The organism is Actinomadura sp. B10D3 (assembly GCF_039871695.1).
Lineage (GTDB): Bacteria > Actinomycetota > Actinomycetes > Streptosporangiales > Streptosporangiaceae > Spirillospora > Spirillospora madurae.
Genome location: NZ_JBDPLY010000035.1, coordinates 33097 through 56879, shown reverse-complemented (window position 1 = coordinate 56879; position 23783 = coordinate 33097). Strand labels below are relative to the sequence as shown.

The 23783-nt window shown below is 72.1% G+C and carries 24 protein-coding genes, 1 tRNA gene and 1 riboswitch; of the genes, 12 read left to right on the top strand and 13 right to left on the bottom strand.

Translation table 11 applies throughout. The features are described from left to right. Positions 1-27: 27 nt before the first annotated feature. Positions 28-115 (top strand) — tRNA-Leu (locus tag ABGB11_RS36495). 58 nt (positions 116-173) lie between these two features. Here ABGB11_RS36495 and bcp read toward each other — a convergent pair. Next, the gene (gene bcp, locus ABGB11_RS36490; protein ID WP_347640104.1) at positions 174-641 is read right to left on the bottom strand and encodes a thioredoxin-dependent thiol peroxidase; all 468 of its coding nucleotides are present in this window, start codon (positions 639-641) and stop codon (positions 174-176) included. A 153-nt stretch (positions 642-794) separates the two neighbouring features. On the opposite strand from bcp, the gene ABGB11_RS36485 reads away from it, so the two are divergent. Next, on the top strand, positions 795-1118 hold the full coding sequence (locus ABGB11_RS36485) for a DUF3618 domain-containing protein (RefSeq protein ID WP_347640057.1): 324 nt from the start codon (positions 795-797) through the stop codon (positions 1116-1118). Here ABGB11_RS36485 and ABGB11_RS36480 read toward each other — a convergent pair. The 4 genes from ABGB11_RS36480 to ABGB11_RS36465 all read right to left on the bottom strand — a co-directional run bounded on the left by ABGB11_RS36480 (position 1069) and on the right by ABGB11_RS36465 (position 4913). After that, entirely contained in the window at positions 1069-1365 is a 297-nt protein-coding gene (locus tag ABGB11_RS36480; protein ID WP_347640056.1) for a zf-HC2 domain-containing protein, read from the bottom strand. The genes ABGB11_RS36485 and ABGB11_RS36480 overlap by 50 nt on opposite strands. A gap of 32 nt (positions 1366-1397) precedes the next feature. Further along, on the bottom strand, positions 1398-2669 hold the full coding sequence (locus tag ABGB11_RS36475; protein ID WP_347640055.1) for a glycoside hydrolase family 4: 1272 nt from the start codon (positions 2667-2669) through the stop codon (positions 1398-1400). A 72-nt stretch (positions 2670-2741) separates the two neighbouring features. Continuing rightward, positions 2742-3926, bottom strand: a complete 1185-nt coding sequence (locus tag ABGB11_RS36470) for an amino acid deaminase/aldolase (RefSeq protein WP_347640103.1) — start codon at positions 3924-3926, stop codon at positions 2742-2744. 57 nt (positions 3927-3983) lie between these two features. Continuing rightward, positions 3984-4913: a PHB depolymerase family esterase gene (locus ABGB11_RS36465; RefSeq protein WP_347640054.1), complete on the bottom strand. Its 930-nt coding sequence runs from the start codon at positions 4911-4913 to the stop codon at positions 3984-3986. A gap of 188 nt (positions 4914-5101) precedes the next feature. Here ABGB11_RS36465 and purU point away from each other — a divergent pair, with 188 nt between their 5' ends. From purU to ABGB11_RS36445, 4 genes are all read left to right on the top strand, one after another. Beyond that, positions 5102-5950, top strand: a complete 849-nt coding sequence (gene purU, locus ABGB11_RS36460; protein ID WP_347640053.1) for a formyltetrahydrofolate deformylase — start codon at positions 5102-5104, stop codon at positions 5948-5950. Positions 5951-6040: 90 nt separating this feature from the next. Then, a complete protein-coding gene (locus tag ABGB11_RS36455) occupies positions 6041-6655 on the top strand; it encodes a DUF6286 domain-containing protein (RefSeq protein WP_347640052.1) in 615 nt (204 codons plus the stop codon). 2 nt (positions 6656-6657) lie between these two features. Next, on the top strand, positions 6658-7218 hold the full coding sequence (locus ABGB11_RS36450) for a hypothetical protein (RefSeq protein WP_347640051.1): 561 nt from the start codon (positions 6658-6660) through the stop codon (positions 7216-7218). 83 nt (positions 7219-7301) lie between these two features. Next, entirely contained in the window at positions 7302-8864 is a 1563-nt protein-coding gene (locus tag ABGB11_RS36445) for an FAD-binding oxidoreductase (protein WP_347640050.1), read from the top strand. Between the two features lie 54 nt (positions 8865-8918). Here ABGB11_RS36445 and ABGB11_RS36440 read toward each other — a convergent pair whose 3' ends face one another. Then, entirely contained in the window at positions 8919-10295 is a 1377-nt protein-coding gene (locus ABGB11_RS36440; protein ID WP_347640049.1) for a cation:dicarboxylase symporter family transporter, read from the bottom strand. A 291-nt stretch (positions 10296-10586) separates the two neighbouring features. Here ABGB11_RS36440 and ABGB11_RS36435 point away from each other — a divergent pair, with 291 nt between their 5' ends. The 5 genes from ABGB11_RS36435 to ABGB11_RS36415 all read left to right on the top strand — a co-directional run bounded on the left by ABGB11_RS36435 (position 10587) and on the right by ABGB11_RS36415 (position 15529). Next, positions 10587-12644 (top strand): ATP-binding protein, encoded by a 2058-nt coding sequence (locus ABGB11_RS36435; RefSeq protein WP_347640048.1) that lies wholly within the window; start codon positions 10587-10589, stop codon positions 12642-12644. Continuing rightward, on the top strand, positions 12641-13312 hold the full coding sequence (locus tag ABGB11_RS36430; protein ID WP_347640047.1) for a response regulator: 672 nt from the start codon (positions 12641-12643) through the stop codon (positions 13310-13312). Before ABGB11_RS36435 ends, ABGB11_RS36430 begins: the two co-directional genes overlap by 4 nt. Positions 13313-13359: 47 nt before the next feature. Beyond that, on the top strand, positions 13360-13524 hold the full coding sequence (locus ABGB11_RS36425; protein ID WP_347640046.1) for a hypothetical protein: 165 nt from the start codon (positions 13360-13362) through the stop codon (positions 13522-13524). Between the two features lie 377 nt (positions 13525-13901). After that, a complete protein-coding gene (locus tag ABGB11_RS36420; protein ID WP_347640045.1) occupies positions 13902-15065 on the top strand; it encodes a thiolase family protein in 1164 nt (387 codons plus the stop codon). Between the two features lie 17 nt (positions 15066-15082). Then, complete coding sequence (locus tag ABGB11_RS36415; RefSeq protein ID WP_021594860.1) at positions 15083-15529, top strand: helix-turn-helix domain-containing protein; 447 nt, start codon at positions 15083-15085, stop codon at positions 15527-15529. A gap of 193 nt (positions 15530-15722) precedes the next feature. On the opposite strand, the gene ABGB11_RS36410 is transcribed toward ABGB11_RS36415, so the two are convergent. From ABGB11_RS36410 to gcvT, 7 genes are all read right to left on the bottom strand, one after another. Further along, entirely contained in the window at positions 15723-16343 is a 621-nt protein-coding gene (locus tag ABGB11_RS36410; protein WP_347640044.1) for a LysE family translocator, read from the bottom strand. 341 nt (positions 16344-16684) lie between these two features. Then, positions 16685-17146: a pyridoxamine 5'-phosphate oxidase family protein gene (locus ABGB11_RS36405; protein WP_347640043.1), complete on the bottom strand. Its 462-nt coding sequence runs from the start codon at positions 17144-17146 to the stop codon at positions 16685-16687. A gap of 74 nt (positions 17147-17220) precedes the next feature. After that, positions 17221-17706: a hypothetical protein gene (locus tag ABGB11_RS36400; protein ID WP_347640042.1), complete on the bottom strand. Its 486-nt coding sequence runs from the start codon at positions 17704-17706 to the stop codon at positions 17221-17223. A gap of 138 nt (positions 17707-17844) precedes the next feature. Beyond that, positions 17845-19218, bottom strand: a complete 1374-nt coding sequence (locus ABGB11_RS36395; protein ID WP_347640041.1) for an L-serine ammonia-lyase — start codon at positions 19216-19218, stop codon at positions 17845-17847. Positions 19219-19274: 56 nt separating this feature from the next. Then, entirely contained in the window at positions 19275-20531 is a 1257-nt protein-coding gene (glyA, locus tag ABGB11_RS36390; protein ID WP_347640040.1) for a serine hydroxymethyltransferase, read from the bottom strand. After that, the gene (gene gcvH / locus ABGB11_RS36385; RefSeq protein ID WP_347640039.1) at positions 20528-20917 is read right to left on the bottom strand and encodes a glycine cleavage system protein GcvH; all 390 of its coding nucleotides are present in this window, start codon (positions 20915-20917) and stop codon (positions 20528-20530) included. The genes glyA and gcvH overlap by 4 nt, the downstream gene beginning before the upstream one ends. 58 nt (positions 20918-20975) lie before the next feature. Beyond that, a complete protein-coding gene (gene gcvT / locus ABGB11_RS36380) occupies positions 20976-22070 on the bottom strand; it encodes a glycine cleavage system aminomethyltransferase GcvT (RefSeq protein WP_347640038.1) in 1095 nt (364 codons plus the stop codon). 166 nt (positions 22071-22236) lie between these two features. Then, a riboswitch (glycine riboswitch) is annotated at positions 22237-22332 on the bottom strand. 151 nt (positions 22333-22483) lie between these two features. On the opposite strand from gcvT, the gene ABGB11_RS36375 reads away from it, so the two are divergent. Next, entirely contained in the window at positions 22484-23782 is a 1299-nt protein-coding gene (locus tag ABGB11_RS36375) for a site-2 protease family protein (RefSeq protein ID WP_347640037.1), read from the top strand. Position 23783: the final 1 nt, after the last annotated feature.

The window sequence follows — 23783 nt, the reverse complement described above, 5'->3', positions numbered from 1 at the left end:
TGAACGCGCCTCCGGACGGAGGCGCCCGCGGGCGTGGCGAAATCAGGTATACGCGGCAGGTTTAGGTCCTGTTGGTGGCGACACCGTGGGGGTTCGAATCCCCCCGCCCGCACCAGGCCCGCGCTCGGCGCGGGCCTGGTGCGTTGCCGACCGGCTTCCTGGCGGGTGCGCTGCTAGACCTCGAGGTCGCGGCGGAGGCGCTCGACGTGCCCGGTGGCCTTCACGTTGTAGTAGGCCTTCTCGATCCTGCCGTCCGCCCCGATGACGAACGTGGACCGGATGACGCCGACGACGACCTTGCCGTACAGCTTCTTCTCCCCGTACGCGCCGTAGGCCTTGAGGACCTCGGCGTCCGGGTCGGACAGGAGCGGGAAGGTCAGCCCCTCCTTCTCCCGGAACTTCGCGAGCTTGGCGGGCTTGTCGGGGGAGATGCCGACGACGGTGACGCCCGCGTCCTCCAGCTCGGGCAGGCTCCCCTCGAAGTCGACCGACTCCTTGGTGCAGCCGGGCGTCATCGCCGCGGGGTAGAAGTACAGGATCACGCGCTTGCCGCGCAGCGAGGACAGCGACACCGGGACGCCCCCGGCGTCGGGAAGCTCGAACTCGGGGGCGACGTCGCCCGGCTGCAGCCGCTCGGACACCCTGTCCCGCCTTTCGCTCGGATGGTGGCACACCACCGTACCGGCTGGGATGTGGCGGGCGTCCGGCGGGAAGACCTGCCACACTGTTCGGATCATGTTTGGCTCGTCATGGTTCGTCCCGCACGAGTCCGCCCGACACGATAAGGACACGGCATGGCTGACAGGAGCCGCGATCCCGCGGCGCTGGAACGGGAGATAGAGCTACGCCGCCAGGAGCTGGCCCGCACCGTCGACGAGCTCGCCGACCGGCTCAACCCCAAGCACGTCGCGCAGCGGGGCGCCGAGCGGCTGAGGGAAGAGGCGGACCAGGTCGCCAAGGCGGTCGGCGCGCTGGTGCGCCCGTCCGGTGAGGCCAAGGACCAGGAGGACGACCGCGAGGGCGGTCAGCTCGACAAGCGGCTGCTGCTCGCGGGCGCCGCCGCGGCCGTCACCGTGACCGCCCTGGTCCTGTGGCGCCGTAGGCGCAGGCGCCGCTGAGGCCGATCCTGGAGGCGCCGGTCCGCGGTTTGCGGCCGGCGCTTCGGCGTGCCGGGATCACGCCGCCCCACTGCCGGGCGGAGTAGGTGAGGAGTTCGGCCACGCCGCGCAGCTCGGCGAGCTCCTCGCGGCAGGGCGGGCAGCCGCGCAGGTGCGCCGACAGCTCGTCGGCCTCGGCGCCCGCCAGCCGTCCGATGGCATAGACGCCGAGGCCGATCCGGTACGCCCCGCAATCCGTTCCTCCCACGCCATGGAGTACGGAGCCGGGACCTGTGCCGTTCAGCCGAACTGCGGGAGATGGGCGCGGTGCGCCGCGAGGCCTTCGTCGAGGATGTGCTCGGCGGTGTGCTTGCTCCGGACGAACGGGTGCGCCATGAGGGCCTGCAGCGCGGTGCGGCGGTCGCCGGTGACGGCCGCCTCGGACGCCAGCCGCTCGTAGGCGTGGATCGCCTGGGTGAGGCCGCGCACCGGGCCCGGCAGCGCGCCCATCGTCAGCGGGACGGGCCCGGACCGCCCGACCAGCGACGGGACCTCGACGATCGCGTCCGCGTCGAGGGAGGGGACCGCGCCGCCGTTGCGGGTGTTGACGATCATCCGGCGCCCCTCGTCGCGGTGGATGGCGCAGATGACGTCCACCGCGAACTCCCCGTGCTCGCCGCCGCCGCGCTCGCGGGACGGGTCCGGGTCGGCCTTCCGCGACTCCGCGGCCACCTGCTCGTAGTAGCCGGGCAGCATGGCGAGGATGTCCTGCGCTCGGGTGGTGCCCTTCGCGCGCAGCTCCCCGACGACCTCGTCGTGGAAGAAGTAGTACTTGGAGTAGGAGTTCGGCAGGAACCCGAGCGCCTTCGCCAGCTCGGCCATGCGGGACGGGTCGCGCCACGGCGTCGCGCCGTCGCCGGGGACCTCCAGGCCGTCCAGCAGCAGCGGGACGTCAAGCTCGCGGCCGTCGAGCCGGAGCCGCTGCGCCCAGGTGGCGTGGTTCAGGCCGATCCAGTCGGCCTCCAGCCCTTCGAACGGGAGCCCGAGCAGGTCCGCCCACATCTCGGTGTCGCCGATGAACTGGTCGCACAGGCCGATGATGCGCGCGCCGGTGGTGCGCGCCACGGCGTCGGTGACGATGTTCGTGGGGTTGGTGTAGTTGACAATCCAGGCGCCCGGATCGGCGGCCGACGCGATCTCCAGCAGCACGGGCACCGACCGCAGCGCCATCAGGAACCCGCCCGGCCCGGCTGTCTCCTGCCCGACGACGCCGTGCTCGAGCGGGATCGACTCGTCCAGGTGCCGCGCGGCGAGCCCGCCCGGCCGGAACGTGGTGAAGATGTAGGACGCGCCGTTCAGCGCGGGCTTGAGGCCGGTGTGCGCCTCGACGGTGAACGCGGCGCCGCGCGCGGAGAACATGCCGCGGGCCAGCCGCGTCATGACGTCGAGATGCGCGGTGTCGACGTCGTGGAACGCCAGCTCGGTGCCGGCGAGGTCGTCCGCGCGGTGCAGCAGGCCCCGGATGACGCCCGGCATGTAGCCGCTGCCGGCCCCGATGATCGCGATTTTCACCGCGGCTCTCCCCGAACGTCGGTCACCGGAGCGTCTCCCATGCCCCCAACCTAGACGGTGGTGAGGGGCCGGTCAGAGGAAGGTCTTGCCTTCGCCCCGGTACGTGGGGACGGTGCGCGTGTGGCGGTCGTCCTCGATGAGGTGGAGGGCGTCGAAGCGTTCGCACAGCTCGCCGGCCTTGGTGTGGCGGAACCAGACGCGGTCGCCGATGGACAGCAGGTCGGCGGCCCGGCCGAGCAGCGGCGTCTGCACCTCGCCCGCGCCCTCGTTGCCGTCGTAGGACAGCCCGGCCGGCAGGTACGGCTGGGGGAGGCGGACGGCGTCGGCCGGCCCGGACGCCAGGTAGCCGCCGCCGAGGCAGGTCGCGACGCCGGGCCCGGGGCGCCGGACGACGGGCAGCGCGAACAGGGCGGCGGGCCGTCCGGTGAAGTTGGAGTACTGGTCGAACAGGTGCGGCTGGTAGAGGCCGGAGCCGGCGGCGACCTCGGTGACGGCGCGCTCGGCGGCGGTCGTCTCCACGCTGCCCGTGCCGCCGCCGTTGACGAACTCCAGGTCGGTCAGCTCGCGGACGGCCCGGACGATCGCGGCGCGGCGGCGGGCCAGCTCGAACCGGGACTGCCGCTGCATGGCGCGGATGACGCGGCCCCGGGCGGGACGCCCCGGCGGGAGGTCCCCGACGCCGGCGATCTGCGACTCGTAGGCCATCAGCCCGACGAGGTCGAGCGAGGGCCGCTTGAGGATCCGCTCGGCGAACGCGCCGACCTCGGCGGCGGTGCGCAGCGGGGAGCGCAGCGCGCCGATCCGGACGCGCCCGCCGAGCGGACGGTAGGAGGCGTCGATGTCGATGCAGAGCCGGATCCGCCGGTCGCCGGCCGCGGACTCGATCAGGTCGAGGTGCTCGGGGCAGTCGACCATCAGCGTGACGGCGCGGGCGGCGGCGGGGTCGGCGGCCAGCGCGGCGACGGCCGTGCGGTCGGCGGTCGGGTAGGCGACGAGGATGTCGTCGCCGACGCCCTCGGCGGCCAGCCAGAGCGCTTCCGGGAGGGTGAACGCCATGATCCCCGAGAAGCCGTCCATCGCGAGGACGTCCTCCAGGAGCGCCCGGCAGCGCACCGACTTGCTGGCGACGCGGATCGGCTTGCCCGCGGCGCGGCGTACGAGGCCGGCGGCGTTGGCGCGGAAGGCCGCCATGTCGACGACGGCGAACGGCGCCTCGATCGCGGCCGTCGCGGCGTCGTAGCGGTCCCGGAGGTTGATGCTCGTCACGTCACCCACCATAGCGGGAAAATGTGAAAAGCCCTCATATCCCGTCGGTCAGCCCGTGCGGGGGTGGGAGTCGAAGAAGTCCCAGAGCATCGCGGTGGCGCCGTCCGGCCACCGGTGCGTGCCGCCGTTGATCTTGCAGAACGTCACCGCGACGCCCCGCGCGCCCTCGCCGGTACTCCCGCACTCGGTGTCGCCGTCCGCCGCCTTCACCCGCCTGCGCGGCTCGGGCAGTCCAGCGACCTTACGCCAGAAGTCGACCGCCTCCGACACCGGCGGGAACGGGCGCCGGTCGTTGAAGTCCCGGTGCCCGCCGCCGTTGAAGGGCACGTTGCGGTCCGCGGTGCCGTGGAAGATCATCGCCGACACCGGCCGGTCCGGGTCGCAGGGGGTGACCAGCGCGCCCTCCACGACGCCGATGCCCGCCACCTTGCCCGGCCGCTCGCAGGCCATCCGGTACGCCATCCCCGCGCCGTTGGAGAACCCGGTCACGTAGACGCGCCTCGGGTCCGCCAGCCCGGCCTCGGTGATCTTGTCGATCAGCGTGGTGAGGAAGCCGACGTCGTCGATGTCGCCGATCTTCGCCGCGCCGCAGCAGGCGCCCGCGTTCCACGTGGTCATGAACCCGTCGGGGTAGGCGACGAGGAAGCCGTGTTCGTCCGACTGCTCGTCGAACCCGGTGAGGTCTCGCATCGTGCCCATGTTCGCGAGGCCGCCGTGCAGGGCGATGACGAGCGGGGGCGGGTCCGCCGGCCTGCCGTCCTTCCATGTCCCGTCCGCCACCTTGGCCGGGACGTGCAGCAGGTACTCCCGGTGGCCGATCGTGCCGACGTCGAGCTTCTGCTTGTGCGTGCCCTCGGAGGTGGGGATGCCGTCGACCTTCGCCGGACGGCCCTCCGCCGTGCCCTTCTCCGCGGGCTCCTCGGTGCAGCCCGCGAGCAGGAGGACGACCGCCATCGTCACGAGCGCGATTCGCCGCATGACGGCAAAGGTAACCTCAATACGAGCCCGCAAACTACTCACCAGTAGACAAGCCGGTCACATGCCCCCCTCGCCGGGCCTCACGGCGGCGACATGCTGCGGCGGCTCCCCGGCGCCGGGGCGGGGGAGCGCGTAAGCTCGAAGCACCCTTCCTGAGCTGCCGCTTCTCACACGCGAGAGTGAGACCTGTGAACGAGTACGTGCTGACCCTGTCCTGCCCCGACCGGCCCGGTATCGTCGCCGCCGTCTCGGGGCTGCTCGCCGAGCGCGGGTGCAACATCGTGGAGAGCCAGCAGTTCGGCGACGGGGAGTCCGGCACCTTCTTCATGCGGGTGCAGTTCGCGACCCTGGACGACACCGACCCCGACGAGTTGCGCGGCGCCTTCGGCTCCCTCGTCCCGGAGCTCGGGCTGGAGTGGCGGCTGCACCCGCTGGCCGAGCGCCCGCGCGTGCTGATCATGGTGTCGAAGGGCGGGCACTGCCTGAACGACCTGCTCTACCGGACGCGGTCCGGGCTGCTCGACATCGACATCGTCGCGGTGGCGTCCAACCACCCCGACCTGCGGCCCCTCACCCAGTCGTACGGCATCGACTACCACCACCTGCCGGTCGGGCCGGGCGGGAAGGCCGCCCAGGAGGCGGAGATCCTCACGCTGGTGGAGCACTACGGCGTCGACCTGGTGGTCCTCGCCCGGTACATGCAGATCCTCTCCGACGACTTCTGCGCCAAGCTCCCCGGCGCGATCATCAACATCCACCACTCGTTCCTGCCGAGCTTCAAGGGCGCCCGCCCCTACCACCAGGCGCACGCGCGCGGCGTCAAGCTGATCGGCGCGACCGCGCACTACGTCACCGCCGACCTCGACGAGGGCCCGATCATCGAGCAGGAGGTCGCCCGCGTCGACCACACCCACAGCCCGGAGGAACTGGTGGCCGTGGGGCGCGACGTCGAATGCCTCGCCCTCGCCCGCGCCGTCCGGTGGCACGCCGAGCACCGCGTCCTGCTCAACGGTGACCGGACGGTCGTTTTCCGCTGACCCGCGTCGGCATGGCGTGTTTCACTCAGCGTGACGATGGCGCACCATGGGTGATGATGTCGGAAGTGCCGACGGCCCACGGGGGTGGCTATGGCGGAGACGCTGGTCAGGGATCTGATCGAGGAGGAGCAGGCCAGGCGGCGGGCCTGCCGCCTCGCCGTCCGCGAGCTGCGGCCCCGCCGCGCGTTCGCGGGCGCCGCCGCGGCGCTGCTGGTGACCACCACCGCGGGGGTGGCCGCGATCGAACTGCTCGCCGGCGCGCTCGGCTCCGCCGTCCACCCGGTGCCGGGCGTCGCCGCCGTCGCCGACGTCCTGCGCCGCCATTCATGGAACGACCCCAACGTCCTGGTGGTGGCGGGAGGGATGGCCGCGCTCGGCATCGCGTTCCTGCTGGCCGCACTGCCCGGCCGCCCGCGCGGCGTGCCGCTGGCCGCGCCTGATCCGCGGATGGCGGGCGTCATCGGCCGGGCGGCCCTCCGCCGGACGCTCGCCGACGCGGCGCTGGACGTCCCCGGCATCGAGCGCGCCCGCGTCCGGGGGTTCGGCCCGTTCCGCCGCGGCGTCGTCGTCCGGGCGGCGACCGGGTACCGGAACCCGGCGAACATCGCCGAACTCGTCCGGACCGCGGTCGAGACCCGGCTGGACGCGATCGAGCCGATGCGGCGGCCCGACGTCGACGTCCGGCTCCGCTGGCGGAAGGACTGACGATGAGGATCCCGATCGCCGCCACCGGGGCGGTGCTGCTGCTGGCCGGCGCGTCCGCCCTCGCCGCCGGCCTCGGCGCCTTCGACGCGTCCGGCGCCGTGTCGTCGCGCCCGCTGCTCGACCCGGCGCTGCGCGCGTTCGCCGGGGACGCGGGCTGGTTCCTGCCCGCCGCGGCCGGCGCGTCCGAACTGCTCGCGCTCGCCGGCCAGCTGTGGCTGGTCATGCAGTGCCGCGCCGCCGTCCACCACTGGTGGCCGGACCTGGACCCGGAGACCCGCGCCCGCGCCCGCACCGCCGCGGCCGACCTGACCCTGGACGCCCGCGGCCTGCCCGGCGTCCACGACACCCGCGTCCGCCTCACCGGAACGGCCGACCGACCGCGGCTCCGGCTGACGGTGTCCTGCGCGAGCGACACCCTCGTCAGCGAGGTGTACGGGGAACTGGGCGCGGGCCCGGTAGAGCGCTACCGCGCCGCAGTCGGCATGCCCGACCTCCCAGTGGTGATCCGCTTCCGCCCGGCCACCGACCGCCGCCGCCACCACCCCCACCTCGAAACCGCCTGACTCCACCACCCGCGCCCGCCCGGGTGTCCGCGCCGCCCGGGCGGCAGCGGGGACAATGGGCCGGGTCGGAGGAGGGAGCGGGGATGGCGCGGTCGTGGTGGGGATGGGGTTCGGTCGAGGACGCGGTGCGCGGTGCGGAACTCGACGCGCTGCTGTCCCGGGTCCGGGCGCTGACGTCCGGGGAGCCGACCGGTCACGAACCGCCCGGCATCGGCGAGCTCGGGCTGCCGGACCCGCGCGTCCGGGCGCCGGACGCGCTCGCCGGCCTCTGCTCGGCGGACCCGGAGGACCGGGCCGCGCACGCGCACGGCAAGGCGTTCCGGGACGTCGTCCGCAACCTGCACGGGGACCTGCGGCACGTGCCGGACCTCGTCGCCCGGCCGCGGGACGAGCGCGACCTGGTCGACCTGCTCGACTGGTGCGGCGGCGCCGGCATCGCCGTGATCCCCTACGGCGGCGGCAGCTCGGTGGTCGGCGGCGTCGAGCCGCGGTTCGACGGGCCCGCGGTCACCGTCGACCTCGCCCGCCTGGACCGGATCCTGGAGATCGACCCGGTGAGCCGCGCGGCGCGCGTCCAGGCGGGCGTGTTCGGGCCCCGGCTGGAGGAGGGGCTCCGGGCGCACGGGCTGACCCTCCGGCACTTCCCGCAGTCGTTCGAGTTCTCCACGCTCGGCGGCTGGCTGGCGACCCGGTCCGGCGGCCACTACGCGACCCTCTACACGCACATCGACGACCTCGTCGAGTCGATGCGCGTGGTCACGCCGAGCGGGGCCGGCGAGTCGCGGCGGCTGCCGGGCTCCGGCGCCGGGCCGTCCCCGGACGGGCTCTTCCTCGGCAGCGAGGGCGCCCTGGGGATCATCACCGAGGCGTGGATGCGGGTCCAGGAGCGTCCCACCCGGCGGGCGAAGGCGGCCGTCCGGTTCGCGGACTACGGCGCCGCGGTGGCGGCCACCCGGGCGGTCGCGCAGAGCGGGCTGAACCCGGCGAACTGCCGGCTGCTCGACGCCGCCGAAGCGCTGATCAACACCGGCGCCGGGGTCGGCGGCGGGCTGCTCCTGCTCGGCTTCGAGTCCGCGGGCCCTCCGGTGCGCGCGTCGCTGGACCAGGCCCTCGACCTGTGCCGCGACCACGGCGGCGAGGTGCCCGAGGAGCCTGCGGGGGAGAGCGCCGGCGACACCTGGCGGTCGTCCTTCCTGCGGATGCCCTACCAGCGGGACGCGCTGGCCCGGCACTCGATGATCGTCGAGACGTTCGAGACGGCCTGCACCTGGGACCGGTTCGAGGAGCTGCACCGCGCGGTCACCGGCGCGGCCCGGCGGGCGATCCGCGAGGTCGCCGGCGACGGCGTCGTGACCTGCCGGTTCACCCACGTCTACCCGGACGGCCCGGCGCCCTACTTCGGCGTCTACGCGCCCGGCCGCTGGGGCTCCACCGTCGCCCAGTGGGACGAGATCAAGACCGCCGTCTCCGAGGCGATCGCGGCGAGCGGCGGCACGATCACCCACCACCACGCCGTCGGCCGGGACCACAGGCCCTGGTACGACCGGCAGCGTCCCGGCCCGTTCGCCGCCGCGCTCACCGCCGCCAAGGCGGCCCTCGACCCGGCGGGCATCCTCAACCCGGGCGTTCTGGTCCCGCCCGCGTGAGGCCGCCCAGCGCCGGGAGCGGGGCGCGAACGCCGGCGCTGGACGGCCGGCCTGTCAGGCCCGCGCGCCGTCCGCCACGGTGGTGGCGGCGGGCCGCTGCTCGGGCACCGGCTTCTCGGGCACCCCGTGGTGGTCGTCCAGCAGGGTGGCCTCGTTGAACGGGTCCTCGCCGGACAGGACGCGGCGGGCCTGCTCGGCGTCGAACTCCTTCGTCCACGTCCCGATCACCACGGTGGCGACCGCGTTGCCGGCGAAGTTCGTCAGCGCGCGGGCCTCGGACATGAAGCGGTCGATGCCGACGATGAAGCCCACGCCGTCCACCAGGGCGGGCTTGTGCGACTGGAGCCCGCCCGCGAGGGTGGCGAGCCCGGCCCCGGTCACGCCCGCGGCGCCCTTCGACGCGACGATCATGAAGAGCAGCAGCGGGATCTGCGCGCCGATCGACATCGGCTGGTCCTGCGCGGACGCGATGAACAGCGTCGCCATCGTCAGGTAGATCGCGGTGCCGTCCAGGTTGAAGGAGTACCCGGTCGGGACGGTGATGCCGACGACCGGGCGGCTCACCCCGAAGTGCTCCATCTTCGCGATCAGCCGCGGCAGCGCCGACTCCGACGACGACGTCGACAGGATCAGCAGGAACTCGCGGGCCAGGTAGCGCAGCAGCGCGAACACGTTGATCCGGCTGACCGCCCACAGCATCGCGCCGAGCACCACGAACACGAACACCACGCACGTCGCGTAGAACCCGAGCATGATCACCGCGAGGCTCTTCAGCGCGTCCCAGCCGCTCGACCCGACCACCGCGGCGATCGCGCCGAACGCGCCGACCGGCGCCGCCCACATGATCATCCAGAGGATGCGGAAGACCAACCGCTGCAGATGCTCGATGCCCCGCAGGATCGGCGCGCCCGCCGGACCGAGGCCCTGCAGCGCGAACCCGGTGAGCAGCGCGACCAGCAGCGCCTGCAGCACCTGCCCCTCCGTCAGCGCCGACACCAGCGTGGACGGGATGATGCCGAGCAGGAAGTCGGTGGTGCCCTCGCTGCCCTTCGCCTGCTCCTTGGCCTCCGCGACCGACGACGGATCCAGGTGCAGGCCGTCGCCCGGGTGCAGGACGTTCCCGACCACGAGCCCGATCGCGAGCGCGAACGTCGACATCACCATGAAGTAGACGATGGTGACCAGGCCGACCTTGCCCACCTTCGCCGCCTTGGTCACCGACCCGATGCCGAGCACGATCGTGCAGAAGATGATCGGCGAGATCATCATCTTGATCAGGTTCACGAACGCGGTGCCGACCGGCTTCAGCTCCTGCGCGAAGTCCGGGGCGACCAGCCCCACGGCGGCACCGGCGATCACCGCCGCGACCACGGCGAGATACAGGTAGTGGACGCGGTCCTTCTTCGGACGGGCGTCGGCGGTGTCGGACACGGGAACTCCTTCCGTCCACCGGAACGGCGCCCGGCCGCGAGGGCGGCGCCCGGCCGGGACCGGTGAGGCACGGGTCCCGGCCGGGGCGACCGCCGCCCCGTCGGGCGCCCCTGCGCCGCTGGGGCCGGCGCAGGCACACGATGGGCGCCCGAGCCCGGTAAGGCTCGCAGGTCAGGCGATGGGTCGGCGGGGGGTGGGGTGTGCTGCACCCGTGACTATGCGCGGTTCTGTGACGGGGGTCACCCTTGTGTACATTTCGTTCACGGTGGTGTCCGAACGGAGAGAAGGCAGATGCGGCGTCCCCGATGGGCGATGCCGGGCCGCTGGAGCCTGGCGCGGCAGTTGCTCGTCCTGCAGGCCGCGATCGTCGGGCTGCTCGTGGCGGCCGGCGCGATCCTGGCGTACCTGGACTCCGGCCGCGCCGCCGACGACACCGCCCGCCAGACGGTGACGGCGCTCGCGTCGAGCATCGCCGACTCGCAGAACGTGCAGGCCGCGCTCGCGGACCCCCAGCCGAGCCGGCTCCTGCAGCCGTACGCCGAACGCGTCCGCCACGACACCGGCGTCGACTTCATCACGATCATGACCCCGGCCGGGATCCGCTACACCCACCCGAACCCGTCCCGGATCGGCGGCACGTTCGTCGGCAACACCGCCCCCGCCGTCGCCGGCCGCACCTTCACCGAGACCTACACCGGCACGCTCGGCCCGTCCGTCCGCGCCGTGGCCCCCGTCTTCGGCGAAGACGGCCGCGTCGTCGCGCTCGTCTCGGTCGGCATCACCATCCGGGCGATCTCCGCCGAGCTCCGCCAGCGCCTCTTCTCCCTCGCCGTCGTCGCGGCCGTCGTCCTCGCCGTCGGCATGGTGGGCAGCTACCTGGTCTCCGCCCGCCTCCGCCGCCAGACCCGCGGCGTGGCCCCGGACGAGCTGCGCCAGATGTTCGACTACTACGAGGCGATCCTCCACGCCGTCCGCGAGGGCCTCCTCATCCTCGACCGCACGGGCCGGGTAGTCCTCTGCAACGACGCCGCCCGCGACCTCCTGGACCTGACCGAACGGCGCGGTGCAGTACCCGAGCCGAAGTCCGCCACAAAACCCACGGAACGGACTGGCGCAGCGCGCGACCCCAATGCCGCCGCGCCCCCGGACGAGAACCCAACGAAACGACGCGATACGCCGCACACGACGAAGGCCACCACGAACCTAGCCACGGAACCCGCAGACCGGCGCAATGCGCCGCAAACGGAGGCCGTCTTGAACCCGGGCGCGGAGCGAGTGGAACGGCCCAGTGTGGCGCGAGGGCCGGCGGAGCCGGGCGTGGGCCCTGCGGAACGGCGCGATGCGGAGACCGGGACGGAGACCGCCGCAGACTCTGGAGTGGAGCCTGCGGGGCGGCGTGGTGTGGTGCGTGGGGCGGAGGGGTCGGCTGCGCGGGGGCGTGTGGGGGATCGGTCGCGGTGGGGTGGTGAGAACGGGGGCCGGGCTCGGGGGGTTGCGGCCGCGGGCGATGTTCAGGGGCGGTTGGTGACCGAGTTGGGGTTGCCGGAGGAGCTTGTGGCCACCCTGATGTCGCCGGAGCCGCGGTCGGACGAGATCCACGTGGCTGACACGCGGGTGCTCGTCGTGAACACCTCGCCCGTCCGGTCGCGGGACCGGGCGATGGGGAATGTCGTCACGCTTCGCGACCACACCGAGTTGCAGGGGCTGACGGGGGAGCTGGACACGGTGCGCGGGTTCGCCGAGTCGCTGCGTTCCCAGGCGCATGAGGCGGCGAACCGGCTGCACACGGTGGTGTCGCTCGTGGAGCTGGGCCGTCCAGGGCAGGCCGTGGAGTTCGCGACCGCCGAGCTGGAGACCGCGCAGCGGCTCACCGACCGGGTCGTCGGGTCGGTCACCGAGCCGGTGCTGGCCGCGCTGCTGCTCGGCAAGTCCGCGGAGGCGGGGGAGCGGGGCGTCGAGCTCGTCATCGCCGAGGACGCCGTGATCGAGGCCGTGATCGAGCCCCGCGACCTGGTCACGATCCTCGGCAACCTGATCGACAACGCGGTGGACGCCGCCATCGAGAGCGCGACCCACCGGCCGCCGCGCGTCGTCGTCGCGGCGCGCGAGCAGGAAGGGGAGCTGGTCTTGGAGGTGTCCGACAGCGGGCCGGGCGTGGACCCGTCCGCCGTGCCCGCGATGTTCCGGCGCGGCTGGACGACCAAGTCGTCCACCGGACCGGTCGGGCACGGGCTCGGGCTCGCGCTGGTCGGCCAGGCCGTCCGGCGGCACGGCGGCGAGGTCACGGTCGGCGCGGGCCGCGAGTCCGGCGCCGTGTTCACCGTCCGGCTGCCCCGGGACAAGCGATGATCAAGGTGCTCATCGTCGAGGACGACCCGGTCGCCGCGGAGGCGCACCGCACCTACGTCGAACGCGTCGCCGGCTTCACCGTCGCGGGGGTCGTCCACTCCGGCGCGGACGCGCTGCGGTTCTGCGAGCGCACCCCGGTCGACGTCGTGCTGCTGGACTTCTACCTGCCCGACACGCACGGCCTCACCGTCTGCCGGGCGCTGCGCGCCGGGGGACGGGACGTGGACGTCATCGCCGTCACGTCCGCCCGGGACCTCGCGGTGATCCGCACCGCCGTGTCGGTCGGCGTGGTCCAGTACCTGCTGAAGCCGTTCACGTTCGCGTCGCTGCGCGACAAGCTCGTCCGGTATGCGCGGTTCCGTGAGCAGGCGGTCGGGACGGGGGAGGTCAGCGGGCAGGCCGACGTGGACGGGATGCTCGCCACGCTCCGGACCCCCGATCACCGCTCGCTGCCCAAGGGCATGAGCGGCGAGACGCTCCAGGCCGTCACGGACGTGCTGGCCGGCGCCGCCGACGGCCTCTCCGCCGCGGCCGCCGCCGACCTCACCGGTGTCTCCCGTGTCACCGCGCGCCGCTACCTGGAGTACCTCGCGGAGAACGGCCTCGCGTACCGCAAGCCCCACTACGGCCAGGTGGGACGCCCGGAGGTGCGCTTCTACCCGGGGTGAACGGGGTACCTATGGGACGACAGTGAACCGACATCGGGGGAGTTGTCGTGAGCGACAAGCCTGGTAAGCCCGGCGAGAGCGCGGGCAAGACGCCGGAGACCGAGCGCGATCGCGAGAGGCGGCCGTCCAGCGCCGAGGAGGCCCCGGGGAAGGGGCAGAAGAAGAAACCGGGCGATGCGGCCCGCAAGATGCGCGAGATGTTCAAGGGCTGATCGGGAGACGGTCGGGCGACGCCCTCCGATGCTTGACGGGCCCTTGACATGCCGTTTGGGGTCTATGGCGGCATGCGCCGCTAATGTCCGAAGGGAACGCGACGTCAAGGAGACCGAGGAGGCACGCTTGTCCGATTGTGCAGGTCTGGGCGGCTCTGCCAAGGGGCTCTTCGACGTATGGAAGGGACAGACGGACCACGGCATGGGCCCCTCCCGCTGAGCGGCCCGACGGCCCGGGGGACGCGGCGATGCGCTGCGGCCCCCGGGTTTTCCTGTTTCGTTGTGTTACCCAACTCACCAGGGGCAGTGGGTTGTGTTTTCCAACCTTTAGGTCGGATACTGCGAGAAAGAGTTGGAGAAGACAACGGAGGTGGGTCATGCGGGACGCGGTGATCGTGGAGGCGGTGCGCACTCCGGTGGGCAAGGGCAAGCCAGACGGGGCCCTGCACGGCGACCACCCGGCCGACCTGCTGGCGCGGACGCTGACGACGCTGGTCGAGCGCGCGGGCATCGACCCGGCGGCGGTCGACGACGTCATCGGCGGCGTCGTCACCCAGGCCGGCGACCAGGCGCTCAACATCACCCGTTCGGCGGTCCTCGCCGCGGGGTTCCCCGAGAGTGTCCCCGCCATGACCGTCGACCGGCAGTGCGGCTCGTCCCAGCAGGCCCTGCACATCGCGGCGCAGGGCGTGCAGAGCGGCGCCTACGACATCGCGATCGCATGCGGCGTCGAGTCCATGTCGCGGGTGCCGATGGGGTCGAGCGTCCTGCCCGGCAGCGACCCGTTCGGGACGATGCTCGCCGACCGCTACCCGGGCGGCCTCGTCGGCCAGGGCATCAGCGCCGAGCTGATCGCCGCCCGCTGGGACCTGGCCCGCGAGGAGCTCGACGCCTACGCCAACGAGTCGCACCGCCGTGCCGCCGAGGCGTGGAAGAACGGCGAGTTCGACCGGGAGGTCGCCTGGGCTGGGCAGCGCGACGAGACCGTCCGCCCTGGGACCTCGCCGGAGATCCTCGCCCGCCTCAAGCCCGCCTACTACGACGAGCGGACCGCCGAGCGCTTCCCTGAGATCGGCTGGCGGGTCACCGCGGGCAACGCCTCCCCGATCAACGACGGCGCCGCCGCCGTCCTGGTCATGGGCGCGGACGTCGCCGAGCGCCTCGGCCTGCGCCCGCGCGCCCGCTTCCACGCGTTCGCCGTGACCGGGGACGACCCGCTGCTGATGCTCACCGCGATCATCCCGGCGACCGAGAAGGTCCTGAAGCGCGGCGGCCTCACCCTCGGCGACATCGACCTGTTCGAGGTGAACGAGGCGTTCGCGCCGGTCGTCCTGGCCTGGCAGCGCGAGACCGGCGCCGACCTGGCGCGCGTCAACGTGCGCGGCGGCGCGATCGCGATCGGCCACCCGCTCGGCGCGAGCGGCGCCCGCATCATGACCACGCTGCTCCACGCCCTCGAAGACCGCGGCGCGCGGTTCGGCCTCCAGACCATGTGCGAGGCGGGGGGCCTGGCCAACGCCACGATCGTCGAACGGCTCTGACGACTAGGCTTTTCCGTATGCCGAAGGACGCCGACCCGCGCGAATGCTCGATCGCCGACACCCTTGACCTGGTCGGCGAGCGCTGGAGCCTGCTGGCGATCCGGGAGCTGAGCTACGGCGTGCGGCGCTTCGACCAGATCGTCTACAACACGGGGGCGTCCCGAGACATCCTCACGTCCCGGCTCCGCAAGCTGGAGGCGAACGGCATCATCCGCCGCGAGCGCTACAGCGACCACCCGGCCCGCTACGAGTACCACCTGACGCCCGCCGGGGTGGAGTTGTGCGACGTGCTGCTCGTCCTGATGGCCTGGGGCGACCGGCACCTGCATCCGGACGACCCGCCCGTCCAGTGGCAGCACTCCTGCGGCGAGCCGGTCAACCCCCTGGTCATCTGCCGCTACTGCGGCAACGAGGCCCGCCAGGGCGCCCACTCCCCGACCGGCCGAGGCGCCCGGACCGCCTGACCGTCGGGTCGGCATGATCGTCATCGGGCCGAGAAGTGCGGGCGCGGCCCGTCCCGTCCGGGTTCTACGCGGTGGGCGGCCCGCCATTGGACCCGGTCGTCCGGGCGGGGGGCGGCGGTGCCCGGTGCGTGGCGGTGGCGTGCTGGCTGCTGACGGCCGGTGGTCGAGACGTTCACCGGTCCGCGTTCTCGGTTCAGCGTTCTGCGGCCAGGCGGGCGCCTAGGCCGATGAAGAGGGTTCCCACCGTGACGTTGAGCCGGCGGCGGGCGGTGTGTCGGCGGCGCAGCCAGTCGCCGATCCGTCCCGCGAGGACGCCGACCGTGCCGTCCACGAGGAACTCCAGCGCGATCAGGATGGCGCCGAGGATCGCGAACTGCGCCCACACGTGCCCGAGCGCCGGATCGATGAACTGGGGCAGGAACGCGATCGTGAAGGTGACCATCTTCGGGTTCAGCAGATTGGTCACCAGCCCGTTGAGGTAGGCGCGGCGTCCCGACACCCCGGCCGGTGTCGCGTCCATGTCGTTCCGGTGGCGCAGGGTCTGCACGCCCAGGTAGATCAGATAGGCGGCACCGACGACTCGGACCACCGTGAACGCGACCGGCACCGCCGCGAAGAGTGCGGCCAGCCCCGCTGCGGCCACCGCGACGTGCACCGCCTCGCTCGTCGCGACCCCGGCCGTGGCGAGCAGCCCCGCCCGCGCGCCGCCGCGCATCCCGCATCCGAGGATGAACAGCATGTCGGGCCCGGGGATCACCATGGCGACGACCGAGGTCACGAAGAAGATCGCGAGAAGATGCGCATCGACCGGCATGTCGCCGATCATCACACGCCCCCACCTGCACATGAAACCGGATAGAGCCGAAGAGCCGCCCGGCGCTCGCGCTTGCGCCCTGCGCGTCCCTGCCAGGACCGTCTGGCGGGCCTTGTCGAGATCACTCTCGCGGAGCACGAGAACGTCCCGGACACGGGGGAGGACCCGCTGGTCAGGGCACTGCTGGATCGGGGTGCGGAGGGCGACGCCGAAGTTCTGGCGCGGCTGGACGCGGCCACACACAACGTCACGGTGGCCGAAGGGTGCAAGTCGGTGACAACGCACGACAGGTCAACCATGGGCGGTAACGTCCGGCGCCGCTGATCGTGAAGAGGCGGATGTTAATCCAGCCAGGCGCCGTCGCGCATGATCATTCTGCCGCGCAGTTCCGGTTCGCCGCGCCAGGCGCGCACTACTTTCGGCGCCACGCGAATGTAAAGGAATGCGTCTTCTGCCGCACGCGGGTCCCAGTCGAATTCGGCGGTGAAGGCGTTCGCTGCGTCCGCGGGCACATCCTGGTCTGGGAAGCATTCCGCTTCGCCCTGGAGGAGCACCACGTCGAGGGTGTCCGGCAGGGCCAGGCGTACGCGCGGCTCCTCGCGGACGTTGCGCGCGGTCACGGAAGAGGCGCTGGTGCACATCCACACCGCTTGCCCGTCCCACACGAACCACAGCGGGATCTGGTGCGGGCCGTGCTCAGGATGTGATGTCGCCACCCATATGTCCCGCTCGGTCCTGAGCCGTTCCAAGGTGTCGCGCCTACGCTCGGCCGTCTCGCGGTGAACAGTGCCCGTGGTCTGCATGAGTGCCGACCCTAGCCAGCAGATTCGAGCCGCACATGGGGCGCAGGACCTACTCCCGGCGACCGAGGAACCTCTCAGCGGGTGCGAACGAGGCGGACCGTGGCGGCGATGGCGGCGAAGATCAGGCCCGTGCCCACGCCGATGATCGTGGCGATCCCTACCGTGTAGCCGCGAAGGGCGAGTTCCTGGAACGCCGGGCCGAACTTCTCGGCGAAGTTCACCGCGCCGGCCGTCGGCTTGTTCCCGTACCCCGCGGCCGCATTCCACAGCACCTGGTGGACGATCGACAGCGAGAGCGCGTACAGCCCACCGAGGACGAGGAAGTCCATGAACGGCTTGCGGGTCCTGCGGAAGACCGCCACCGCGAGCCAGACGGCGAACGGGGTCAGGGCCAGGAAGTAGTACAGCAGACCGCTTTCCGGCTCCACGATGTCCAGGTCGGCGAGAATGGTCCTCGGCAGTCCGACGGCGACCAAGGCCAGCATCAGTCCGGCGGGCATGTCCGTCGGCCACATCGGACGGGGCGTCGTCGTCTCCGTGCGAGTCATCAGGGCGCGCATGGGGCTTTCTCCTCGAATCGACTGCACGCCAGTCTTGCTAGGAGCCCCCAGCTGGACATCTGCTCGGAGGAGACACCCGCACTACCGCAGACGACGTACGCCGCACGCCGCCGGATACTCCCGGGCGGTGCCGCGGCGTCAGCATTCGATGACGTTGACGGCCAGGCCGCCCCGCGACGTCTCCTTGTACTTGTCGAGCATGTCGCGGCCGGTGTCGCGCATCGTCTTGATGGCCTTGTCGAGGGAGACGAAGTGGCGGCCGTCGCCGCGGAGGGAGATGCGGGCGGCGCTGATGGCCTTGATGGCGCCCACGGCGTTGCGTTCGATGCAGGGGACCTGGACGAGGCCGCCGACCGGGTCGCAGGTGAGGCCGAGGTTGTGCTCGATGCCGATCTCGGCGGCGTTCTCGACCTGCTCGGGGGTGCCGCCGAGGACCTCGGTGAGGGCGGCGGCGGCCATGGAGCAGGCGGAGCCGACCTCGCCCTGGCAGCCGACCTCGGCGCCGGAGATGGACGCGTTCTGCTTGAACAGGACGCCGATCGCGCCCGCGGTCAGCAGGAAGCGGACGACGCCGTCGTCGTCGCAGCCGGGGACGAAGCGGTCGTAGTAGTGGAGGACGGCCGGGATGATGCCGGCGGCGCCGTTGGTGGGCGCGGTGACGATGCGGCCGCCGGCGGCGTTCTCCTCGTTGACGGCGAGGGCGAAGAGGGTGACCCAGTCCATGGCGTGGAGGGGGTCGGAGGCCTTCTCGGTGGAGAGCTGCCGGTGGAGCTGCGGGGCGCGGCGGCGGACCTTCAGGCCGCCCGGCAGGAGGCCCTCGCGGGTGCAGCCCCGGGTCACGCAGGCGCGCATCACGTGCCAGAGGTCGAGGAGGCCCTCGTGGATCTCGGCGGCGGTGCGGCCGAACGCCTTCTCGTTCTCCAGCATCAGCGCGGAGATCGACAGGCCGGTCTCCCGGCAGCGTTGGAGGAGTTCGGCGGCCGCCTCGAAGGGGTGGGGCAGGACGGTGTCGTCGGGCTTGATGCGGTCGGCGCCGGTGGCGTTCTCGTCCACGATGAAGCCGCCGCCGACGGAGTAGTAGACCTTCGAGCGCAGTTCTCCGCCCGAGGCGTCCAGGGCCGTGAAGAGCATGCCGTTGGGGTGGCCCGGCAGGGATTTCTTGCGCTCGAAATGCAGGTGCTCGTTGACCACGAAGGGGATGTCTTGGTCGCCGAAGAGGCGCAGGGCGCCGCGTTCGCGGACCGCCGCGAGGCGTTCGTCGACGCGGTCGACGTCGACCAGTTCGGGTTTGTCCCCTTCGAGGCCGAGGATGACGGCCTTGTCGCTGCCGTGGCCCTTCCCCGTGAGGCCGAGAGAGCCGTACAGGACGACCTGGACGGACGCCGTCTTCTCCAGCAGGCCGTCCTGGCCGAGGCCGCGGGCGAAACGGTGCGCGGCGGCCATCGGGCCGCCCGTGTGGGACGACGACGGTCCGATACCGATCTTGAACAGGTCGAAGACGCTGATGGCCATGCGCTACCTCGGTGTAGCCGCGGCCCCCTCCCGGAAGGGGAGGGGGCGACCGGCCGTCACAGGTTCGGGTACAGGGGATGCGCGTCGGCCAGGGCCTTCACGCGGGCCGCGAGGGCGTCGCGGTCGAAGGACGGCTGGAGGGCCAGCGCGATGACGTCCGCGACCTCGGTGAAGTCCGCGGCGGTGAAGCCGCGGGTGGCGAGGGCGGGCGTGCCGATCCGCAGCCCGGACGTCACCATCGGCGGGCGCGGGTCGTTCGGCACCGCGTTGCGGTTGACGGTGATGCCGATGTCGTGCAGGCGGTCCTCGGCGTCCCGCCCGGTGAGGTCGGAGTCCACCAGGTCGACCAGGACGAGGTGGACGTCCGTCCCGCCGGTGAGCACCTTCACGCCGGCCTTGGCGGAGTCCTCGGCCAGCAGTCGCTCGGCGAGGATCTTCGCGCCGTCGACGGTGGCCGCCTGCCGGGCCTTGAACTCCTCCGACGCGGCGATCTTGAGCGCGACGGCCTTGGCGGCGATCACGTGCTCCAGCGGGCCGCCCTGCATGCCGGGGAACACCGCGGAGTTGATCTTCTTGCCGTACTCCTCGCGAGCGAGGATCAGGCCGCCGCGCGGGCCTCCGAGCGTCTTGTGCGTGGTGGTCGTGACGATGTCGGCGTGCGGCACCGGCGACGGGTGCAGGCCCGCCGCGACGAGCCCGGCGAAGTGCGCCATGTCGACCATCAGCAGCGCCCCGACCGAGTCGGCGATCCGCCGGAACGCCGGGAAGTCGAGCTGCCGCGGGTAGGCCGACCAGCCCGCCACGATCATCTTCGGCCGGTGCTCCGCCGCGAGCGCGGCCACCTCGTCCATGTCGACCAGGCCGTCCTCGGCCCGGACGTGGTACGGCACCACGTTGAGCACCTTGCCGGAGTAGTTCAGCCGCATGCCGTGCGTGAGGTGCCCGCCGTGCGCGAGGTCGAGGCCGAGGATCGTGTCGCCGTGCTGGAGCAGCGCGAAGTAGACCGCCGTGTTCGCCTGGGCCCCGCTGTGCGGCTGGACGTTGGCGTGGTCCGCGCCGAACAGCGCCTTGGCCCGGTCGATCGCGAGCTGCTCGGTGACGTCGACGTGCTCGCAGCCCCCGTAGTAGCGGCGGCCCGGGTACCCCTCGGCGTACTTGTTCGTCAGGACGGAGCCCTGCGCCTCCAGCACCGAGACCGGGGCGAAGTTCTCCGACGCGATCATCTCCAGGGTCTGCTGCTGCCGCCGCAGCTCCGCCGCGACCGCCTCGGCGACCTCGGGGTCGGCCGCCGCCAGGGAGTCGTCCAAACTCATGATTCCTCGATCAGCTTGGAGTAGGCGGCGGAGTCGAGCAGGTCGCCCGGCTCCTCCGAGATCCGGACCTTGAAGATCCAGCCCTCGCCGTACGGGTCGTCGTTGATGACCTTCGGCTCGTCCACCACGGCGGTGTTGATCGCGGTGATCTCGCCGGTGACGGGGGAGTAGATGTCGCTGACCGACTTGGTCGACTCCACCTCGCCGCACGGCTCGCCCGCCTCGACGGTGTCGCCCTCGGACGGCTGCAGCTCCAGGTAGACGATCTCACCGAGCGCGTCGGCGGCGTGCGCGGTGATGCCGACCGTGACGATGCCGTCCTCGTTGCCAAGGCCCGACACCCACTCGTGCTCCTCGCTGTAGCGGAGCTCCTCAGGAACGCTCACGATCACTTCTCTTTCTTCTCATTGTGGGGGCCGGCCCCCACGCCCCCGGTCAACGACTTCAGGAACGCTTGTAGAACGGCAGGGTCACCACGTCCACCGGCTCCTGCCGGCCGCGGACGTCCACGGCGAGGTCCGTCTCCTCGACGCCGCTGTCGAGGTACGCCATGGCGATCGGCGTGCCCAGTGTGGGCGACGGGGCGCCGCTCGTCACGACCCCGCACGGCGTGCCGCCGGACGTGACGACCTGGTATCCCTTGCGGGGCGCGCGCCGGCCCCGTGCGACCAGTCCGACGAGCCTACGGCCCGGCGGGGTCTGCGCCTGCGCCGCCAGGGCGGTCTTACCCACGAAGTCGCCCGGCTTGTCCAGCTTCACGACCCGGCCGAGGCCCGCCTCGAACGGGGTGGTCTCGGCGGTCAGCTCGTTGCCGTACAGCGGCATGCCCGCCTCCAGGCGCAGCGTGTCGCGGGCCGACAGTCCCGCCGGGACGACCCCGTCCACCGCCGCGAGCGCCTTCCACAGCGGGACGGCGTCCGCGGCGTCGACGAACAGCTCGAAGCCGTCCTCGCCCGTGTAGCCGGTACGGGCGATGAGCGCGTCGACGCCCGCGACCCGGTCGGCGAGGATCGCGTAGTACCTGAGGTCCGCGAGCGGCGCGCCGGTCATGCCTTCGAGGATCGCCTGGGAGCGCGGGCCCTGCAGGGCGATCAGCGCGTACGACGCGGACCGGTCGTCCACGGCCGCCTCGAAGTTCGCGGCGCGCTCGGCCAGCGCATCCCGGACGACGTCCTTGTTCGCGGCGTTCGCGACGACCATCCAGGTCTCGTCCGCGAGCCGGTAGACGATCAGGTCGTCCAGGACGCCGCCGTCCTGCCCGCAGATCATCGTGTAGCGGGCCTTGCCGACCGGCATCGGCGACAGGTTCCCGACCAGCGCGTAGTCGAGCGTCGCGCCCGCGCCCGGACCGGAGAGGAAGATCTCTCCCATGTGCGACAGGTCGAACAGCCCGGCCCCGGTGCGGACGGCCTGGTGCTCGGCGGTCTCGCTCGCGTAGCGCAGCGGCATCAGGTAACCGGCGAAGTCGACGAGGTGCGCACCGAGATCCTCGTGGACCTCGTGCAGCGGCGTCTTCTTCGGACTCGTATCGGCGGACATGGGCTCGGCTCCTTCGTCACGGGCGCACGTGGTCCATCGTCCCACTCGCGCACCGGGCGTCTCGGTGCCTCCCCCTCTGTCATCGGCGCCTGAGAGCTTCACCCGCCTGCGCGGCGGGCTTTCACCTTCGGCGGGGGACCCGGGGTCCCCGCTTTCCAGAGGTCGCCTGGCCCGTGCGGTCCGTGGGCCTGAGAGCTTCCGGGGAGGATTTGCTCCTTCGGCGTCCCCGGCTGGCTACAGGGGACTCTCCCGCACGGGATGAACGGCGGGCCTCATTATTGCATCGCCCGGACGGTGAGGTCGTCTCCGGTTCGCCGCGGGCTTCAACCCAACCGGGGCGCGTTAACGTACTCTGAGGTGATTGCCAACGCTCACCCCCCGGCGCGGGGTGCACGACCGGAGGGGCACGACGCATGGTCTACTACCTGGCTGGGGCGTTGATCCTTTTCTTCGGCCTGCTGGTGTCCATCGCGTTGCACGAACTCGGGCACTTCTCCTTCGCCAAGCTGTTCAAGGTCCGGACGACCCAGTTCATGGTCGGGTTCGGCCCGACGATGTGGTCCCGGCACCGAGGCGAGACCGAGTACGGCGTCAAGTGGATCCCGCTCGGCGGCTACATCCGCATGATCGGGATGCTGCCGCCGCGCAAGGGCGACGCCCCGGGGCGGGTCCGCCGCGTCAGCACCGGCCCGTGGCAGGGCCTCATCGAGAACGCCCGCGGCGCGGCGCTGGAGGAGGTCGGGCCCGGCGACGAGGACCGCGTCTTCTACGCCAAGAAGTGGTGGCAGAAGCTGCTGATCATGTTCGGCGGCCCCGCCATGAACCTGCTGCTGTCGGTGATGTTCTTCGCGATCCTGCTGATGGGCATCGGCACCAACCAGCCGCAGCCGGTGATCAAGGAGGTCGCCGAGTGCATGGTGCCGGCGAGCTCCGAGGTCACCTCGTGCCCGGCGAACGCCGCGCCGACGCCCGCCCGGCAGGTCGGGCTCCAGCCGGGCGACCGGATCGTCGCGTTCGACGGCAAGAAGATCGACGACTACGAGCAGCTGCAGAAGCTCATCCGCGGCGACGGCGGGCAGACCGTCCCGATGACCGTCCGGCGGGACGGGCGGGAGCTGGAGCTGAACGTCCCGATCACCCGCAACCAGATGTACGACCTGGAGGACGAGGACAAGGTCGTCAACGTCGGGTTCCTCGGGATCACGCCGGACAGCGCGATCGAGCGGCAGGGCCCGGGCGCGGTCGCCAGCACGATGGGCGACCTGACCGCGCGCACCACGGGCGCGCTGCTCCGGATGCCGCAGAAGATGGTCGGCGTCTGGAACGCGGCCTTCGGCGGCGACGAGCGCGACCCGAACGGCCCGATCGGCGTCGTCGGCGTCAGCCGCATCGGCGGCGAGGTCGCCGCGTCCGACGACTTCTCCGGGGCCGAGAAGGTCTCCTTCTTCGTCATGCTGCTCGGCTCGCTGAACCTCGCGGTCGGCCTGTTCAACCTGGTCCCGCTGCTGCCGCTGGACGGCGGCCACATCGCCGGCGCGCTGCTGGAGGCGATCAAGAAGGCGTTCGCGAAGGTCTTCCGCAGGCCCGACCCCGGCTACGTGGACGTCGCCAAGGCGCTGCCGGTGACCTACGTGATGGCGGTCGTCCTGATCGTCATGGGCGGCCTGCTCATCTACGCCGACCTGTTCAACCCGGTCCGTGTCACGGGATAGC